The sequence below is a fragment of the Rickettsia endosymbiont of Urophora cardui genome (assembly GCF_964030725.1).
GTDB lineage: Bacteria > Pseudomonadota > Alphaproteobacteria > Rickettsiales > Rickettsiaceae > Rickettsia.
The window spans coordinates 446,827-465,610 of the sequence record NZ_CAXIPY010000007.1; the positions used below are offsets into that span (position 1 = coordinate 446,827).

The following is an 18,784-nucleotide window of genomic DNA, read 5'->3' on the forward strand; positions in this document are numbered from 1 at the left end:
GTAAATACAAAAACTATGGTAAAAACCTTTCCGCGTTAGCTATATATCGCGAGCTATGGCTTTGTTGCATAAATAAAATTTGTAGAGCAAGAGTGGTGATAATCTGGTAAGATGTCCTGAATTAAAAAATAATCCAGATTATATGAGATCTCGGAAGAAAGCCCCTTTTAGTAAATCACGCAAGTATTCTAAATATAAAATAACGAATTGGTCAGAATATAATAATTTTTTACGCAATAGGGGTCGCATAGATTTTATGATTGCCAGTGATTTGGCGATTGGCTGGTATGCTGATTACAGAGAGGAAATGAAACGAGGAAGACCTAGACGCTATAGTGATCACGCTATATTACAGTGTTTGAAGATCAGATGCTTATTCGGTCTTAAGTTACGCCAAACCCAAGGCTTTATAAACTGGCTCTTTGAAATATCGGGTTTATCTATTAGATGTCCAGACTATACAACATTAAGTAAGCGTATGAAGTCATTAGATCTTAGGTATTTACATGGAAATCAAGATAAAGAATTTAGTTGTATTTCAATGGATAGTACAGGGATACAAGCCTACACAGGGAACGAATGGCTAGAAAATAAGCATGGTAAGCAATATAAGCGTCGCATATGGAAAAAGCTACATATCGTTATAGAAGATCAAGGTATGATACTTGCCGATAGTACCACAGAGCATACTATAGATGATAGATCACAGATTGGACTACTAATAGCTAATGTCAGAGCCAAGGATTTTCTGGGAGATCGAGGGTATGACGGTGAATCTACATATCAATTGTTGAGAAAGAAGAAGATAAAACCAGTTATTAGACCCCCAAACTCTTCAGTAAAAGTTCAATCGCTTAGGGATAAAACTGAGAGAGATGCAGCTGTTATATATCAACAAAACAAAGGATACCAAGCATGGAGGGTAAAGAATAATTATGGTAGAAGGGAGCGTGTAGAGAACACGTTCTTTCGATTTAAAACTTCTTTTGGTAGTAAGTTTCTATCAAGACATGATCAAAATATGACAAAAGAAATGTCTATTAAATGCCACTTATTAAACAAAATGTTTGAAATTGGTAAACCTATCTCTGTGCCTGTTGGCTAGGCTAGTCCGTCCGCCAAAACTCTACAAGCCTTATAGATAATATGGTTTTAAGACAAGAAGTAATACAACAATCCGTAAGAAAATGATAAAATATGGTCATAAACCTTATGGATTTCAGTCAATGCCAATAGACAACATTATCAAATCGCAAGAACAAGGGAAACTGTTTGGTTATAAATTAAAAGAAGAATTAAACCCAAATAATAAGCTATATAAATTAAGAGAATTAATAAATTGGTCTAGGCTCGAAGAGTGGTTATCAAAAAATGTTTGTATTAAGAAATTTGGTAGAAATAGAAAATGTCATAGAGTGATGCTTGGCATAACGATGCTACAAGCAATGTATAATTTTTCAGATTCATTATCAGAGGAAGAGCTAAAAGAGAATATGTATTGGCAGTATTTCTGCGGGTGGGAATATATAGAAAAAGACATAGCTATCTCGGAAACTAGTATACGACGGTTTCGTAGTGTATTAGGTGAAGCTGGATATAATGAGATATTATCGGAGTTGATCAGGGTTGGGATAAAAACTAACACAATTAAAAAAAAAGATTTGGAATTAATCATCGCTGATACGACTGTACAAATTAAGAATATCAAACACCCACACGATGTTTATTTAATGGATAAAGCTAGGCTTAGCATAGTAAAGCTTTGCAACAGTTTGGGTATACATTTGAATGAAACATACGCTAGAACCTATAAACGCGATATAGTAAAGCTATGGAAATATAAAGAACATAGTAAAGCCAAGAAGCGTTGGAAAATAATGAAGCATTTAAAAATATTACTGGGTCGTTTGATTAGAGTATGTGAGCGTGAGATCAAAAATAAGCAATTAAACTTGTCTCTCAAAAATCAAGAAGTATTGCAAAAAATAAAACAAATACATAACCAATCTGTTTTAAAAAGAGAAGCTAAAAAGCAATATAAAGAAGATAACAAAGTATTATATAGTTTTCATGCCCCTGAAGTAGAGTGTATAGGAAAGGGAAAACGCAACAAGCCATATGAGTTTGGCAATAAAGTAGCGGTAGTAGTAAGTGGTCGTAGAAATTTTGTTTTATCCGCAAAATCGTTTCATAATAATCCTTATGATGGTCATACATTGCATCAGAGCTTTGAAGCAGTAGAGAGTGTCACTGGAATCAAGATAAAGAAATCATTTGTTGATCTTGGGTATAGTGGTAGCAATGTAAAGGAGAAGAGTAAGGTATATACCCCAAAAACGCGGAAGAAGTTGTTACAAGAGGACAAGTCTATGATCAAGAGACGCAGTGCCATAGAACCAATAATAGGTCACTTAAAGCAATATGGTCGGATGGGTAGAAACTTCTTGAAAGGTATGATAGGAGATATTATCAATCCAATAATCTCTGCTATTGGTTTGAATTTACGATGCATTGCAAATCATTTACAAATCGTGTCTAACTCCACATAAATCAAAAATATCATCATGCAAAAACTAGATGAACGATAAAAAATCGTTAACAATAGCTCCATATCAAAATTAGACCAACACAGAAATGTATCAGTAAAAATTAACATAACTTATTAATTTTTATTGAAAATCTTAGCAATTTGTTGTCAAAACTCTATCCCATTACAAATGATCAGGATTTGAAGTGTTTTTGGCGGATAGACTAGGCTAGCATTGCGGGGTTAGGGGCAGTATATTCAAAAGCTTATTTATGCAACAAAGCCATGGATAGAGAAGATTAACTCAATGGTGCACAGAGTATACTCTAAATCTTTAGATATAAAAAAATTAACAATAAAGCAATTACAAGAAATTGAGGATTTTTTAAATAATTTACCAAGAAAAGTGCTCGGTTATAAAACACCCAATGAGGTATGGGAAGAAAATATAAATCTGGCTTAATTAATACTGGAATTTACCATAGAACTTTCCCTTTCACTGATCTCTGCACCATATAGCTCATGAATCTGAATCTTAATGTCAGAGAGGCTCATCCCTTTAGCATATAAGGATAATATCTTCTGATCTAATCCATCAATCCTAGTCTGACGTTTTGGTACTAGTACAGGAGCAAATTCAGCATTTCTATCACGTGGTACTTCAAGTTCCAATACTCCCCCTTCAGTAATGAGGCTTTTTTTGCCTACACCATTTCTGCTGTTTTCAGTCTCTAGCCTACCATATTTGCTATAACCAAGATGCTCATCCATCTCAGCTTTTAAGGCTCTTTCAAATATATTCTTTGTTAACTGCTTTAACATCCCGTCTTTGGCAAAAAAACTCGTTAAATCAGTATCTTTATCTACTAGCAAATCTACTGTTTGTTTTATCTTCTCTTGGTTAGTGTTACTCATGTTATTCCTGATAAATTATATTATTGTTAATATAACATATCCTAGAAATTTACACACTTAGTGAGACAGCACCTGCTGAGATTTTAAATAACATGCCAAGCAAGATTTTTGGTTATAAAACACCCAATGAAATTTGAGCAGAAAATTTATAGGTTCTGTTCTACTTAGTCCTTGAATTTTCAAAAAGAGGCATCTCTACTATAATCATTGACTTTACGGTTTGAGCTATAATCATGATAGAACTGTTGTTGCGATGTCTGCGTTGATATCGCCGATCACTGCAGATTCATTATCTTCAAAAAATATTCTACAATCTCCCGGTATGTCCTCAGCACCACCAGGGAAAAGCGTAGCATATTTTTGATCAATACGATATAGTAACTCGTTTAACGAGCAAGATTCATGCAACGGTTCTACATTAGGACGCAAAATATAAATACCATCCTTTAGTCTATGCACCTTATCAAGTAGGTTGTAATCATACGTCCCACCGCCTAATATTTTATTTTCTACTGAGTCTATATCTCTATTAAATTGTAAAGTAGTAATATTACTCTTATTATCAGGATTTGATGCAATAATAGCTGTATGGCCTCGCACAAGGTAAATATCACCAGGTTGGATTAATTTTAATTGTTCATCTTTGATATCACCTCTTAAAAAAGTAACGGGATTATAATGATATTCATTGCCTGGGTTAGAATATGCTGCCTTCATAGTGATAGTACTTATACTTTCAACTTGTTCGGTAGTAAGGTATGTTGCTTTACCTACAGATGTCGAACAATCTTCAGCACCAAATAATAATTGCTTTTTAAAATCACGTTGAGCACCATATTGATAATCTCCAAACAGCATCATGCTCTGTGTAGAAGAGAAAGGATAAGAGTACGGTATCAAGTCATCCGGTAAGTGATAGCTAGTATTACGACAAGAGAATGATGTAGCCGCACCAACCATACTGTCTTGCTTTTTATTACAAGTGGCAGCAAGACTCGCAAGCAATACTGAACTGACAGAAGGATTCTCATTACCCCAATATGTCTGTTCACTTGGCGATTGTAAAGTTGGGAGCTCACAAGGGTCAATAGTATTAGTTAATTTATGATAAAATTTACCATCATTTATTTGGCTAACTAACGTCTCCTCTTGACTCTCTGCCCAGTGTTTAGCCATATTAAGTTGTAAGTGAGTTTTATTAGTCTTTATAGGATATCCTATATTACTTAAGTCTTGATCTTTTAAATAGTTATTAATTACTATACTAGTACCATTAAATTCTTTTAAGCTTTGTGTAAACAGTGTGACTAATTCTGCATCTGATATATCAGTATGTTGTTCACGATATTCAAGAATAATCTTTTGTATTTTATCTTGACTATCTTTTGTGTAGAAGTTAAGATTTGATCTTACAGACACTATAAATTTTGCCCCTGATTGTCAGTTAAATTTTGACTGTCAGATACATATTCAAGATACAAGATTTCATTATTCTTTTCAACAGCTAATTTCTTACTATCCTTAAAAGTTTGCATAGGAGTTTTTCCATAACAATATTTACCAGAATGAGGTCTTTCATTATTGAAATACTCTAGCCAGATATCAAGATCTAATTGTAGGTCATCAAGAGCTGTATAAATCTTTTTCCGCATAGCTGTATCAAAGAATTCTTGTTTCATGGTTTTATTAAAACGCTCACACATACCGTTTGTTTGAGGAGAATATGCTTTAGTAGTAGTATGCTCTATACCTTCGATACTTAGAAATAATTCAAAAGCATGATGCTCTATATTCCCCTTATATTCTGACCCACGATCTGTCAGAATACGAAGTATTGGTATCCCTTGAGTCTCATACCATGGTAACACTCGGTCATTAAGCATATCAGCAGCAGTTAAAGCTGTTTTATCAGTATATAGTTTAACATCAGCTACTCTGCTGTAGCTATCAATAAATACCTGAGAATAAACCTTACCTATACCCTTAAAGTTGCCTACATAATATGTATCTTGGCATCCTAGATACCCTGGATGCTGTGTCTCAATTTCTCCATGAGCTTCTTTTTCATTACGACGCTTCTCTAGCACTTGTAATTGTGCCTCAGTAAGCACAATACCATCTTGAGCCATTTTTGCTTCTAATGCTTTAAGTCTTTTACTGATGTTGTTTAAATCATTACGTAACCAAATTGATCTTACTCCCCCAGGTGATACAAGTACACCTGTCTTTTTAAGCTCATTTGATACTCTTAGCTGACCATATGCTGGATATTCTATTGCCATATCTAGTACTGCTTTCTCTACAGCAGGATCAACTCTATTCGCTATTATTGGCTTTCTTCGACTAATTTCATACAACGCTTCTTCGCCACCAGTTTCATACAGTTCTTTAAATCTGTAATAACTATCTCTACTATATCCCATCGCTTTACATGCTGATGATATACTACCAAGGCTCTTAGCTAATTCAAGTAAACCTAATTTTGGTTTTATTATTTTTTGATTTAAGTTCATTCTTTATCTCCATTTAATAATTAATTTATTTTACTAAATGTAAGATATAATCTCAACTATTACAGATTAACACGTACTGATAATATTGTAGGTGCATTCCATTTCCTGATTGGTAACTCTTGTAAATGAACTAATTCTTCAGCTAATTTTTCTTTTCTACAGCTATTGCGCTTTTCTTTAATTTGTGTAAGGAATAATTCATAAGCTTTTAAATCAACAAAATTACGTGATCCACGTAATAGCAGATGTTGATTCACTGCTTGCTTAAATGTATCATGACTTTTTTCAACAGAACCATTTTCATGACTGACGCCTGGATTATTTCGCGATGGTGCAAAATTGTAATAACCAAGCAATTCTTGCCATCTTTCTGTAAATTGTCTACTATTACCACATTGCTTGGTAGCTGCACTTAAATTATCTGTACGATGCTCTGGTAAAACTCCACCTAACTCCCATACAGCTTTTTCAAACCCTGATGCTAATATATCAAAACTTTCACTATGGCATATGCTAAAAGTTTCCCAACATGAATAAGGCAACATAAAATGAAATAGTAAGTGAGGATATGGTTGCCCACCAATACAAATACCCAATTGATTCATATTGGTCCAATCAGACTGACTCTGTTTGCCAGGAAGAATATTTTGTAAAAAGATTACTGTCTTATCCTTACCATGTGCAGCTCTCCATTGTTTTAACCTTTTCTGCAAACAGCGTAATTGCTTCCCATTATAATTCCCATGATACTTTTCTGTCAAATATGCTAATATGGTAGTTGCTTGCAACTCCGGTGCTGATTCTAGCATTGATTCTATTTCATCCCAGTGCTTCACAAATGGATCCTTACGTGTCCTATATTTACGTATTGTGCGTAATTCGCTTGGATACTTATTAATACGTAAATACTTACGTGCCGTTTTTACACTCATACCTGCTTTTGCAGCAGAAATTATCTGATTATATTTTTTGATCTTTTGCATTAAAATACCTACTTGGTTATTTGTACATGTTATCAGTAATTCTCGAATAATATTTAAATATTTAAAAATAAATTTTTATTCGATTTTACTGTCCATAGTTACTTCTTTTTTATAGGTAATTTTAATGTTCGTTGAGGGTAATTCTAATATTCGTTAGTCAATTATCAAAAAAGTTTTAATTATACAATACTTACGCTATGTTATTATAAATAAGCTTAAAAACCCTTGATGTCAAGGTACGTTTTTATAGTGCATCACTTCATAAGATCCCTGAATGCATGGGAATTATGCGACACATAGAGTAAGTCTTGTTATATTCTCTTTACTGCACAGGTATTTCCTTACCATTTTGGTCTTTGAGTTCAATTCTAGGCAAAATAATGGTCAAGATGCCATTTTTTAGCTTAGAAGAAATGGCATTTTGATCAATATCATCATACAGAGAGATAACATAATTAAATTTTTTATTTAAATGATCAGTAGCACTATTTGCTTTAGTATCGTCAATGTTAGCTTCAATAAAAAGCTTATAATTATTTACTTTAAGTTTAATGTTGTCCTTATCATATCCTGGTATTTCTAGGACTAGGATATATTGTTTATCTTGAGTAATTAATTTACTTTTTATAGAACTTGAGTCATAGATAGATAATCTATCATCAAATATGCTATTCCAGTAATAATCAAAGGCAGAGAAAGGACGATTAATAAAATCTAATGGATGACGTAAATAAATAGTATTAGTATAATGATTACTATTTGATGTTTTTTTATCCTCAGCCGCAATGGTTGGATTAGCCAATAAAATAACAGTAATGCAAGTTATTAAAAATTTAATATTGTTGTATAACATAATTACCTTCTTTTACTTCAATTTGACTATATAACATATAAGGTTAATTTATAGAATTGTAACATAATTATATATCTAAACTAGATATAGTTTTAGAATAGAAAAATTCAAGTAATTATTCATGACGCTTATATCCTCCTAGGAATCTAATAAGGTATAAAAATAGGTTAATAAAGTCTAGATATAAGTTAAAAGCAGCTACAATAGACATTTTTTGTGCTAAATGATTGTCAGTATTAGTGAAGTAAAAAGATTTAATTTTTTGAGTATCCCAAGCTATTAGCCCAATGAAGATGATTACTCCTAGAAAAGAAGAAGCAAAATACACAGCAGGACTTTGCAAGAAAAGGTTAACCAGTGCAGTAAGCAGTAATCCAACAAGTCCCATTACAAAGAAAGAACCCCAAGAAGTAAGATCCTTATTAGTGCTATATCCATATAAGCTCATTATACCAAAAACAGCAGCACAAATAAAGAAAGTTCTAGCAATAGAGATAGTAGTGTAAATAAGAAATAGGTACGATAAAGACATGCCTACTAGAGCTGCATATATCCAAAATAAAGTTTGAGCTGATTGGATAGATGGTAAATTCCAGTATTAATTAAGTGTAATAGTTGAGATTATATCTTACATTTAGTAAAATAAATTAATTATTAAATGGAGATAAAGAATGAACTTAAATCAAAAAATAATAAAACCAAAATTAGGTTTACTTGAATTAGCTAAGAGCCTTGGTAGTATATCATCAGCATGTAAAGCGATGGGATATAGTAGAGATAGTTATTACAGATTTAAAGAACTGTATGAAACTGGTGGCGAAGAAGCGTTGTATGAAATTAGTCGAAGAAAGCCAATAATAGCGAATAGAGTTGATCCTGCTGTAGAGAAAGCAGTACTAGATATGGCAATAGAATATCCAGCATATGGTCAGCTAAGAGTATCAAATGAGCTTAAAAAGACAGGTGTACTTGTATCACCTGGGGGAGTAAGATCAATTTGGTTACGTAATGATTTAAACAACATCAGTAAAAGACTTAAAGCATTAGAAGCAAAAATGGCTCAAGATGGTATTGTGCTTACTGAGGCACAATTACAAGTGCTAGAGAAGCGTCGTAATGAAAAAGAAGCTCATGGAGAAATTGAGACACAGCATCCAGGGTATCTAGGATGCCAAGATACATATTATGTAGGCAACTTTAAGGGTATAGGTAAGGTTTATTCTCAGGTATTTATTGATAGCTACAGCAGAGTAGCTGATGTTAAACTATATACTGATAAAACAGCTTTAACTGCTGCTGATATGCTTAATGACCGAGTGTTACCATGGTATGAGACTCAAGGGATACCAATACTTCGTATTCTGACAGATCGTGGGTCAGAATATAAGGGGAATATAGAGCATCATGCTTTTGAATTATTTCTAAGTATCGAAGGTATAGAGCATACTACTACTAAAGCATATTCTCCTCAAACAAACGGTATGTGTGAGCGTTTTAATAAAACCATGAAACAAGAATTCTTTGATACAGCTATGCGGAAAAAGATTTATACAGCTCTTGATGACCTACAATTAGATCTTGATATCTGGCTAGAGTATTTCAATAATGAAAGACCTCATTCTGGTAAATATTGTTATGGAAAAACTCCTATGCAAACTTTTAAGGATAGTAAGAAATTAGCTGTTGAAAAGAATAATGAAATCTTGTATCTTGAATATGTATCTGACAGTCAAAATTTAACTGACAATCAGGGGCAAAATTTATAGTGTCTGTAAGATCAAATCTTAACTTCTACAAATTAAGCCAGATTTATATTTTCTTCCCATACCTCATTGGGTGTTTTATAACCGAGCACTTTTCTTGGTAAATTATTTAAAAAATCCTCAATTTCTTGTAATTGCTTTATTGTTAATTTTTTTATATCTAAAGATTTAGAGTATACTCTGTGCACCATTGAGTTAATCTTCTCTATCAATGGTTTTTGCCATGGAGAATAAGGATTGCAAAAATATACTTTTCGTTCAGATTTTGGCAATAGTTGTTCATGATTGGTAAATTCTTTGCCATTATCTAACGTTATGCTTTTGATTATATGCGACAATTGTTTAAGTTTTTTATTCATGTTACCAATCACATCTTGTGTTCTTTTTGAACGGTTTAAAGTGAGAAACACTTTTTGTGTTCTGATATCCACAAGAGCGCCTATATTACGACTTTGATTACCTTTGTTAAAAGTTAAATCACCTTCTAAATGACCTATTGCTGCTATCTTTCTATTTATCTCTGGTCTTTCAGTAATGGAAACTCGATTTGGTATTGTAATTCTTTTGTTTCTGATTCTTGTACCATGATGCAACCTATTTTTCCTTTTTCTTGCTAAAGATAAATATAATTTTTGCCTTTGTGCTATAGGAGATGTATAAATAAACTGGTATATACTCTCTGTAGAAATATTGACAGTATCTCGTGATAGTTTACGTCTACCTGAAATTATATCTGGTGAAATACCCTGTGTTAACTGCTTTATTATTTCTGCTCGTAAATTATTATCAATATCTAATTTTCTTTTTCTCTTACCTTGCCTTAAACTGCAAGCAAGTGTGTTAGCCCTATCTGGTCTATAATTATGCCTCATTCTCTTGAGTTCATAACATATAGTGCTTTTATCACGGCCAATCTTTGTCCCTATATATCGCGAGCTATAACCACTCTTATTCATTTCGTATATTTTAAATCTTTCATCTATCGTTAAATGAGCCATGATATATCTATATTTAAATGATGCTCCTCGCAGCAGAGCTAAGAGGTATCTAAAAAAGTTTTAGTTGTTTCTTATCAGGAGTTTCGCACTTAGCAAAATTGTGTATTAGTTAGAAGCCATTTAATGTTGTTCTGAATTGATGTTTTTATAACTTCCCAAGTTTGTTGATATAAAGTAATGTTTTCATTTATCCTCCTTTTGTTCATATCAAGCCAGGCCAATACAGCAAGGCAAATATGATTTCTTTGAGCTCGACCCGTGCGTGCCTGACAGCATTCAATACCACAAGTTTGTTTCAATTCTCGATGATAAACTTCTATAGACCAACGCGCCTTAACAATTTTCTCTATTTGCTCACGTGTAGGATTCTCTAAATTAGTTGTTATGTAATCAATGCGACCATTTTTTGCCACAAACTTAAATACCGTAACCCAACCGTATCCACGTAGGTGAATTTTTAGCCCTTCATCGGGAATCTCTAAAGTTTCCAAGCTAACATTACGATTAACTTTTCTATTTTTTCTTAGGTTGGTAACCCATATCCAACCTAAATTACGTATATGTTTTAAATTATCCAAACCACTATACCAAGCATCCATAACTATAGCATCAGGCTTGATACCTCTTTCTTTAGCTAAAGTAAGCATATCACAAAAATGCTCGTTCTTTGTTTTACCATCAGTTTCTTTATCATATATTCTATAATCTACAGGAGTAGATTGATCAATTTGAGTATTGTAATGCAGTAAGTTTACCATTCCTATACCAGGTATAACATCATGTACAGCCCCAGAATATTGATAATTTACAAGCTCGATCCTCTTACTGTATTGCTTTGACAATAAGGTGTCATCTCCTACTAATAAACAAGGATCTTCCAGATCAATATATTTTGACACTTTGCTATAGATTTCGCTAGGGCGAAAATCCTTACTCTTTAACCATCGACTTGCACTATCGTGCGATAGATCTAATGGACTTACTTCAGATAATGCTTTGCTAGTATATCTTACACTACTTGCTTGTAAGAATGATTTATATAAATCTTTGCTACATTTTGATCTTGTCATTTTTATCTAAAACTATTTTTCTCTAGATTAGCATATTATTTGCTAAGTGCGAAACTCCTGCTTATGATATCACGAAGCAGAGCTTCGGGGAATTAAACCCTGAGAGATTAAAAATTGATTATATCTGGCTTAATTAATTATAGAACTTTCCCATCAATCACCTTGTAAAAACTTTAAATATTTTTATATGTCCTATCTACAATTATATAAATCAGACTTTGTAACTCTTCCATCATATACTCGTTTTATAGCTCTAAAACCAAGAGTTCTGAGTTATTTAGTTTTATTGAGTCTTTTGCAATGATTGTGTAAATTTTTGTTGAGCCTATATTAGAAGTAAATTAAAAATATAGGTAACAGAAATGCAAATAGAGAAGAATAAAAAAATAAATGAAGCAATAGATTTGCTGATAGAAGGCGGAGTAGATTTAAAAACAGTACTAAGTCAGAATGGATTAATTAAGGAATTAACCAAGGGTATTTTAGCGCGAGCACTGCATGCTGAGATGTCAGAACATTTAGGTTATAGCAAGTATGATAGAGCTGAAACTGAGAATGCGAGGAATGGTAGTTTTAGTAAGAATCTGATTAGTGAGAATGGTACTATAGAGCTAAATGTTCCAAGAGACAGACAAGGTAAATTTGAACCTATAATAGTCTCAAAGAAACAAACAAGAATAGATGGCTTAGACCAAAAGATAATATCCTTATATGCGAAGGGTATGAGTGTGTCTGATATTAAAACACAATTGCAAGAATTATATGGAGCTGAGATCAGTGAGAGCCTAATCAGCAGGATTACAGATGAAGTAATAGATGAGGTCAAGATTTGGCAGAGTAGACCTCTTGAATCAGTATACCCTATAGTATATTTTGACTGTTTAGTAGTCAAAACTTACGCTATGTTTGATGTAATGCCTATGAATTAAGGGATGTTATAAAGTAATCCGCTATAAAAACATAGCTTTGTAGTAAGGGTTTTTAGCATATTTCCTATAACATAGCGTAAGTTTTGTAGTGAAAGTAAGACAAGAGAAACTTATTATTAATAAATCAGTATATGTAGCTTTAGGAATAGATTTATCTGGCAGAAAGGATATTTTAGGCTTATGGATATGTGAGAATGAAGGAGCTAAATTTTGGCTTGGTAATTTTACTGAAATGAAGAATCGAGGAGTAAAAGATATCTTAATTGCTTGTAGTGATAATCTAACTGGTATGTCTGATGCTATTGCATCAGTATAGCTAACACGGAAATGTTTCTACCACAGATTAGGAAAAACTTAGGCATTGATCAATAATTTTATGTAAACAGTTTTTAAAGTTAGTCCAGCAATGTTTAATAGGATTTAGATCTGGTGAATATGTGAGTAAATACAAAAACTATGGTAAAAACCTTTTCGCGTTAGCTATATAGTCCGTCCGCCAAAACTCTACAAGCCTTATAGATAATATGGTTTTAAGACAAGAAGTAATACAACAATCCGTAAGAAAATGATAAAATATGGTCATAAACCTTATGGATTTCAGTCAATGCCAATAGACAACATTATCAAATCGCAAGAACAAGGGAAACTGTTTGGTTATAAATTAAAAGAAGAATTAAACCCAAATAATAAGCTATATAAATTAAGAGAATTAATAAATTGGTCTAGGCTCGAAGAGTGGTTATCAAAAAATGTTTGTATTAAGAAATTTGGTAGAAATAGAAAATGTCATAGAGTGATGCTTGGCATAACGATGCTACAAGCAATGTATAATTTTTCAGATTCATTATCAGAGGAAGAGCTAAAAGAGAATATGTATTGGCAGTATTTCTGCGGGTGGGAATATATAGAAAAAGACATAGCTATCTCGGAAACTAGTATACGACGGTTTCGTAGTGTATTAGGTGAAGCTGGATATAATGAGATATTATCGGAGTTGATCAGGGTTGGGATAAAAACTAACACAATTAAAAAAAAAGATTTGGAATTAATCATCGCTGATACGACTGTACAAATTAAGAATATCAAACACCCACACGATGTTTATTTAATGGATAAAGCTAGGCTTAGCATAGTAAAGCTTTGCAACAGTTTGGGTATACATTTGAATGAAACATACGCTAGAACCTATAAACGCGATATAGTAAAGCTATGGAAATATAAAGAACATAGTAAAGCCAAGAAGCGTTGGAAAATAATGAAGCATTTAAAAATATTACTGGGTCGTTTGATTAGAGTATGTGAGCGTGAGATCAAAAATAAGCAATTAAACTTGTCTCTCAAAAATCAAGAAGTATTGCAAAAAATAAAACAAATACATAACCAATCTGTTTTAAAAAGAGAAGCTAAAAAGCAATATAAAGAAGATAACAAAGTATTATATAGTTTTCATGCCCCTGAAGTAGAGTGTATAGGAAAGGGAAAACGCAACAAGCCATATGAGTTTGGCAATAAAGTAGCGGTAGTAGTAAGTGGTCGTAGAAATTTTGTTTTATCCGCAAAATCGTTTCATAATAATCCTTATGATGGTCATACATTGCATCAGAGCTTTGAAGCAGTAGAGAGTGTCACTGGAATCAAGATAAAGAAATCATTTGTTGATCTTGGGTATAGTGGTAGCAATGTAAAGGAGAAGAGTAAGGTATATACCCCAAAAACGCGGAAGAAGTTGTTACAAGAGGACAAGTCTATGATCAAGAGACGCAGTGCCATAGAACCAATAATAGGTCACTTAAAGCAATATGGTCGGATGGGTAGAAACTTCTTGAAAGGTATGATAGGAGATATTATCAATCCAATAATCTCTGCTATTGGTTTGAATTTACGATGCATTGCAAATCATTTACAAATCGTGTCTAACTCCACATAAATCAAAAATATCATCATGCAAAAACTAGATGAACGATAAAAAATCGTTAACAATAGCTCCATATCAAAATTAGACCAACACAGAAATGTATCAGTAAAAATTAACATAACTTATTAATTTTTATTGAAAATCTTAGCAATTTGTTGTCAAAACTCTATCCCATTACAAATGATCAGGATTTGAAGTGTTTTTGGCGGATAGACTAAATACTGCGTCATCATTTGGAAAGATGCGTTTATTCTTAGTAACTTTTCTCAATTGGCTATTCAGCGATTCTATCGCATTTGTAGTGTAAATAATCTTACGAATCTCCTTTGGATATTGCAAGAAAATTATCAAATTATCCCAATTATTATACCAAGATTTAGCTATATGCGGATATTGCTTACTCCATTTTTGATCAAATGACTCAAGAGCTAATTCTGCTTCTTTTTCAGTAGCAGAAGTATAGATTAGTTTCAAATCCGCTGCTAATTGCTTTCTATCTTTATATGATACATATTTGAGGCTATTCCTGATCTGATGGACAATACAAATTTGATGTTCAGTTTTCGGATATACTGATGCAATAGCATCAGACATACCAGTTAGATTATCACTACAAGCAATTAAGATATCTTTTACTCCTCGATTCTTCATTTCAGTAAAATTACCAAGCCAAAATTTAGCTCCTTCATTCTCACTTATCCATAAGCCTAAAATATCCTTTCTGCCAGATAAATCTATTCCTAAAGCTACATATACTGATTTATTAATAATAAGTTTATCTTGTCTTACTTTCACTACTAAACAGTCAAAATATACTATAGGGTATACTGATTCAAGAGGTCTACTCTGCCAAATCTTGACCTCATCTATTACTTCATCTGTAATCCTGCTGATTAGGCTCTCACTGATCTCAGCTCCATATAATTCTTGCAATTGTGTTTTAATCTCTCAGGGTTTAATTCCCCGAAGCTCTGCTTCGTGATATCATAAGAAACAACTAAAACTTTTTTAGATACCTCGTAGCTCTGCTGCGAGGAGCATCATTATCAGACACACTCATACCCTTCGCATATAAGGATATTATCTTTTGGTCTAAGCCATCTATTCTTGTTTGTTTCTTTGAGACTATTATAGGTTCAAATTTACCTTGTCTGTCTCTTGGAACATTTATCTCTATAGTACCATTCTCACTAATCAGATTCTTACTAAAACTACCATTCCTCGCATTCTCAGTTTCAGCTCTATCATACTTGCTATAACCTAAATGTTCTGACATCTCAGCATGCAGTGCTCGCTCTAAAATACCCTTGGTTAATTCCTTAATTAATCCATTCTGACTTAGTACTGTTTTTAAATCTACTCCGCCTTCTATCAGCAAATCTATTGCTTCATTTATTTTTTTATTCTTCTCTATTTGCATTTCTGTTACCTATATTTTTAATTACTTCTAATATAGGCTCAACAAAAATTTACACAATCATTGCAAAAGACTCCTCTTGGAACATTTATCTCTATAGTACCATTCTCACTAATCAGATTCTTACTAAAACTACCATTCCTCGCATTCTCAGTTTCAGCTCTATCATACTTGCTATAACCTAAATGTTCTGACATCTCAGCATGCAGTGCTCGCTCTAAAATACCCTTGGTTAATTCCTTAATTAATCCATTCTGACTTAGTACTGTTTTTAAATCTACTCCACCTTCTATCAGCAAATCTATTGCTTCATTTATTTTTTTATTCTTCTCTATTTGCATTTCTGTTACCTATATTTTTAATTACTTCTAATATGGCTCAACAAAAATTTACACAATCATTGCAAAAGACTCAGTTTAGTACGTAAACCTGGAGCATTTGTTCAATATCAATATTATGAAGCTTTATTCCCACGTGCTATATTTCGTCAGGTATATGACCAGCTTATCTCTATATATCCATATAAAGGGCATAAAATATATCTTAAAATATTACAATTAGCAAAAATGTATGGAGAATTGAATGTAGTTACTGCATTAGAAGTGCTATTAGAAAAGAAGATTGAGCCAATAATTGATCATATTACAGATTTACTAAATAGCCAGACTCAAACTGTTTGTTCAGTAAAAATTAATCAACCAATACTGTCTGAATATGATCAATTACATTGCTTTAAAACAATGGAGGTTGCATGAGTAAACAGATAATAACTCCGCAACCGCTAAATAATTTACTCAAGAACCTTTGCTTACCTACTTTTGCATCGTGCTATAAATCAGTTGCAGAAAGCTTTGAGCAAGAAAAGAAAACATATATAGATTATCTACAGGAGTTAGCCATACGTGAGTTAGAACATAGACAACAACAACGTATTGCCAGATTGCTGAAGCAAGCAAAACTCTCTCGAGATAAGTTATTAAGCAACTTTGATATTAAGCGTATCCCAGGATTATCGCCAACTAAGATCCAATATCTTGCACAAGGAGAATTTATGGATCGCTATGAAAATATACTTATTTTTGGTAATCCTGGCACTGGCAAAAGTCATCTTAGTATAGGTTTAGCACGTGAGTGGTGTCTTGCTGGTAGACGTGTATTATATACAACAGCAGCTAATTTGGTTCAACAATTACTAGAAGCAAAGCTTAGTTTAAAACTTAAGCAAATTATTAAAAAATTCGATTATTTTGAAATATTGATAATTGATGATATATCATATGTACCATATAATCGTGAAGAAACTGATGTTTTATTTACCTTATTAGCTGAACGTTATGAAATGCGTAGTGTATTAATTACTAGCAATTTAGTTTTTGCAAAATGGAATACTATTTTTAAAGATGAAATGACTACGTCAGCAGTTATTGACAGATTGGTTCACCATTCTTCAATTCTTGAACTCAATACTGAAAGTTATAGAATCGCTACAGCTAAAGGCAAAAAATTAACTATAAAATCGGAGGTGTAGAAGTCAAGATTTGATCTTACAGACACTATAAATTTCGTACCTGATTGTCAGTTAAATTTTGACTGTCAGATACATATTCAAGATACAAGATTTCATTATTCTTTTCAACAGCTAATTTCTTACTATCCTTAAAAGTTTGCATAGGAGTTTTACCATAACAATATTTACCAGAATGAGGTCTTTCATTATTGAAATACTCTAGCCAGATATCAAGATCTAATTGTAGGTCATCAAGATTTGTATAAATCTTTTTCCGCATAGCTGTATCAAAGAATTCTTGTTTCATTGTTTTATTAAAACGCTCACACATACCGTTTGTTTGAGGAGAATATGCTTTAGTAGTAGTATGCTCTATACCTTCGATACTTAGAAATAATTCAAAAGCATGATGCTCTATATTCCCCTTATATTCTGACCCACGATCTGTAAGAATACGAAGTATTGGTATCCCTTGAGTCTCATACCATGGTAACACTCGGTCATTAAGCATATCAGCAGCAGTTAAAGCTGTTTTATCAGTATATAGTTTAACATCAGCTACTCTGCTGTAGCTATCAATAAATACCTGAGAATAAACCTTACCTATACCCTTAAAGTTGCCTACATAATATGTATCTTGGCATCCTAGATACCCTGGATGCTGTGTCTCAATTTCTCCATGAGCTTCTTTTTCATTACGACGCTTCTCTAGCACTTGTAATTGTGCCTCAGTAAGCACAATACCATCTTGAGCCATTTTTGCTTCTAATGCTTTAAGTCTTTTACTGATGTTGTTTAAATCATTACGTAACCAAATTGATCTTACTCCCCCAGGTGATACAAGTACACCAGTTTTTTTAAGCTCATTTGATACTCTTAGCTGACCATATGCTGGATATTCTATTGCCATATCTAGTACTGCTTTCTCTACAGCAGGATCAACTCTATTCGCTATTATTGGCTTTCTTCGACTAATTTCATACAACGCTTCTTCGCCACCAGTTTCATACAGTTCTTTAAATCTGTAATAACTATCTCTACTATATCCCATCGCTTTACATGCTGATGATATACTACCAAGGCTCTTAGCTAATTCAAGTAAACCTAATTTTGGTTTTATTATTTTTTGATTTAAGTTCATTCTTTATCTCCATTTAATAATTAATTTATTTTACTAAATGTAAGATATAATCTTGTATCTTAGTATTGTCTTTAGTAAACAACTATAAGATACTTAAGGGCACTTAAGTAAGAAGACTAATATGCCGTATTAAATCTTAGGGCTATGTAACCCTGTAGTTGAGATCAAACAATTAGTCTTCACATACTCATTAAAGATCGGACGGTATTCTTAGGTCTTGAAATTAATCAATGAACCTGTATTTACAAGGTTG

Annotated in this window: 14 protein-coding genes and 7 pseudogenes; 10 read left to right on the forward strand and 11 right to left on the reverse strand. The window is 32.7% G+C overall.

Annotated features, from left to right (window positions below; genetic code table 11):
- Window positions 1-142 precede the first annotated feature (142 nt).
- The 3 genes and pseudogenes from AAHI98_RS16355 to AAHI98_RS16365 all read left to right on the forward strand — a co-directional run.
- Complete coding sequence (locus AAHI98_RS16355) at window positions 143-1,105, forward strand: IS5 family transposase (protein WP_342224734.1); 963 nt, start codon at window positions 143-145, stop codon at window positions 1,103-1,105.
- An 82-nt stretch (window positions 1,106-1,187) separates the two neighbouring features.
- Entirely contained in the window at window positions 1,188-2,549 is a 1,362-nt protein-coding gene (locus AAHI98_RS16360; RefSeq protein ID WP_342224717.1) for an IS5 family transposase, read from the forward strand.
- A 258-nt stretch (window positions 2,550-2,807) separates the two neighbouring features.
- Window positions 2,808-2,990: pseudogene (locus AAHI98_RS16365) on the forward strand (IS30 family transposase); the annotation flags it as partial.
- Here the strand turns inward: AAHI98_RS16365 and AAHI98_RS16370 are convergent.
- From AAHI98_RS16370 to AAHI98_RS16395, 6 genes and pseudogenes are all read right to left on the reverse strand, one after another.
- Entirely contained in the window at window positions 2,987-3,442 is a 456-nt protein-coding gene (locus AAHI98_RS16370) for a transposase (RefSeq protein ID WP_342225980.1), read from the reverse strand. The pseudogene AAHI98_RS16365 and the gene AAHI98_RS16370 sit on opposite strands and share 4 nt — an antisense overlap.
- Before the next feature lie 231 nt (window positions 3,443-3,673).
- Entirely contained in the window at window positions 3,674-4,861 is a 1,188-nt protein-coding gene (locus tag AAHI98_RS16375) for an RP439 family protein (RefSeq protein ID WP_342225979.1), read from the reverse strand.
- The gene (locus AAHI98_RS16380) at window positions 4,861-5,955 is read right to left on the reverse strand and encodes an IS481 family transposase (RefSeq protein ID WP_342224693.1); all 1,095 of its coding nucleotides are present in this window, start codon (window positions 5,953-5,955) and stop codon (window positions 4,861-4,863) included. Before AAHI98_RS16380 ends, AAHI98_RS16375 begins: the two co-directional genes overlap by 1 nt.
- A gap of 59 nt (window positions 5,956-6,014) precedes the next feature.
- Entirely contained in the window at window positions 6,015-6,938 is a 924-nt protein-coding gene (gene istA / locus AAHI98_RS16385) for an IS21 family transposase (RefSeq protein WP_342225978.1), read from the reverse strand.
- A gap of 322 nt (window positions 6,939-7,260) precedes the next feature.
- The gene (locus AAHI98_RS16390; RefSeq protein WP_342225551.1) at window positions 7,261-7,791 is read right to left on the reverse strand and encodes an Hsp20/alpha crystallin family protein; all 531 of its coding nucleotides are present in this window, start codon (window positions 7,789-7,791) and stop codon (window positions 7,261-7,263) included.
- Window positions 7,792-7,906: 115 nt separating this feature from the next.
- Window positions 7,907-8,362 (reverse strand): annotated as a pseudogene (locus tag AAHI98_RS16395) (Bax inhibitor-1/YccA family protein); the annotation flags it as partial.
- Between the two features lie 100 nt (window positions 8,363-8,462).
- Here AAHI98_RS16395 and AAHI98_RS16400 point away from each other — a divergent pair.
- The gene (locus tag AAHI98_RS16400; protein WP_342224693.1) at window positions 8,463-9,557 is read left to right on the forward strand and encodes an IS481 family transposase; all 1,095 of its coding nucleotides are present in this window, start codon (window positions 8,463-8,465) and stop codon (window positions 9,555-9,557) included.
- Between the two features lie 32 nt (window positions 9,558-9,589).
- Here AAHI98_RS16400 and AAHI98_RS16405 read toward each other — a convergent pair whose 3' ends face one another.
- Together AAHI98_RS16405 and AAHI98_RS16410 are read right to left on the reverse strand one after the other, a co-directional pair.
- Window positions 9,590-10,552: an IS30 family transposase gene (locus AAHI98_RS16405; protein WP_342224646.1), complete on the reverse strand. Its 963-nt coding sequence runs from the start codon at window positions 10,550-10,552 to the stop codon at window positions 9,590-9,592.
- An 89-nt stretch (window positions 10,553-10,641) separates the two neighbouring features.
- A complete protein-coding gene (locus tag AAHI98_RS16410; protein ID WP_342224656.1) occupies window positions 10,642-11,622 on the reverse strand; it encodes an IS701 family transposase in 981 nt (326 codons plus the stop codon).
- Window positions 11,623-11,758: 136 nt separating this feature from the next.
- Here AAHI98_RS16410 and AAHI98_RS16415 point away from each other — a divergent pair.
- The 4 genes and pseudogenes from AAHI98_RS16415 to AAHI98_RS16430 form a co-directional block, all read left to right on the forward strand.
- A pseudogene (locus tag AAHI98_RS16415) lies at window positions 11,759-11,911 on the forward strand (IS982 family transposase); the annotation flags it as partial.
- 79 nt (window positions 11,912-11,990) lie between these two features.
- Window positions 11,991-12,506, forward strand: a pseudogene (locus AAHI98_RS16420) (transposase); the annotation flags it as partial.
- 130 nt (window positions 12,507-12,636) lie between these two features.
- Window positions 12,637-12,864: pseudogene (locus AAHI98_RS16425) on the forward strand (transposase); the annotation flags it as partial.
- Window positions 12,865-13,116: 252 nt separating this feature from the next.
- Window positions 13,117-14,478: an IS5 family transposase gene (locus AAHI98_RS16430; protein ID WP_342224717.1), complete on the forward strand. Its 1,362-nt coding sequence runs from the start codon at window positions 13,117-13,119 to the stop codon at window positions 14,476-14,478.
- 162 nt (window positions 14,479-14,640) lie between these two features.
- Here the strand turns inward: AAHI98_RS16430 and AAHI98_RS18880 are convergent.
- A pseudogene (locus AAHI98_RS18880) lies at window positions 14,641-15,886 on the reverse strand (IS256 family transposase).
- A gap of 74 nt (window positions 15,887-15,960) precedes the next feature.
- Window positions 15,961-16,218: pseudogene (locus AAHI98_RS16445) on the reverse strand (transposase); the annotation flags it as partial.
- Between the two features lie 243 nt (window positions 16,219-16,461).
- Here AAHI98_RS16445 and AAHI98_RS16450 point away from each other — a divergent pair.
- Both AAHI98_RS16450 and istB read left to right on the forward strand, forming a co-directional pair.
- Window positions 16,462-16,638: a hypothetical protein gene (locus AAHI98_RS16450; protein ID WP_342224661.1), complete on the forward strand. Its 177-nt coding sequence runs from the start codon at window positions 16,462-16,464 to the stop codon at window positions 16,636-16,638.
- Window positions 16,635-17,411, forward strand: coding sequence for an IS21-like element helper ATPase IstB (istB, locus tag AAHI98_RS16455; protein WP_342226503.1), 777 nt, complete (start codon window positions 16,635-16,637; stop codon window positions 17,409-17,411). The genes AAHI98_RS16450 and istB overlap by 4 nt, the downstream gene beginning before the upstream one ends.
- A 25-nt stretch (window positions 17,412-17,436) precedes the next feature.
- Here istB and AAHI98_RS16460 read toward each other — a convergent pair whose 3' ends face one another.
- A complete protein-coding gene (locus tag AAHI98_RS16460; protein ID WP_342225236.1) occupies window positions 17,437-18,531 on the reverse strand; it encodes an IS481 family transposase in 1,095 nt (364 codons plus the stop codon).
- Window positions 18,532-18,784 lie beyond the last annotated feature (253 nt).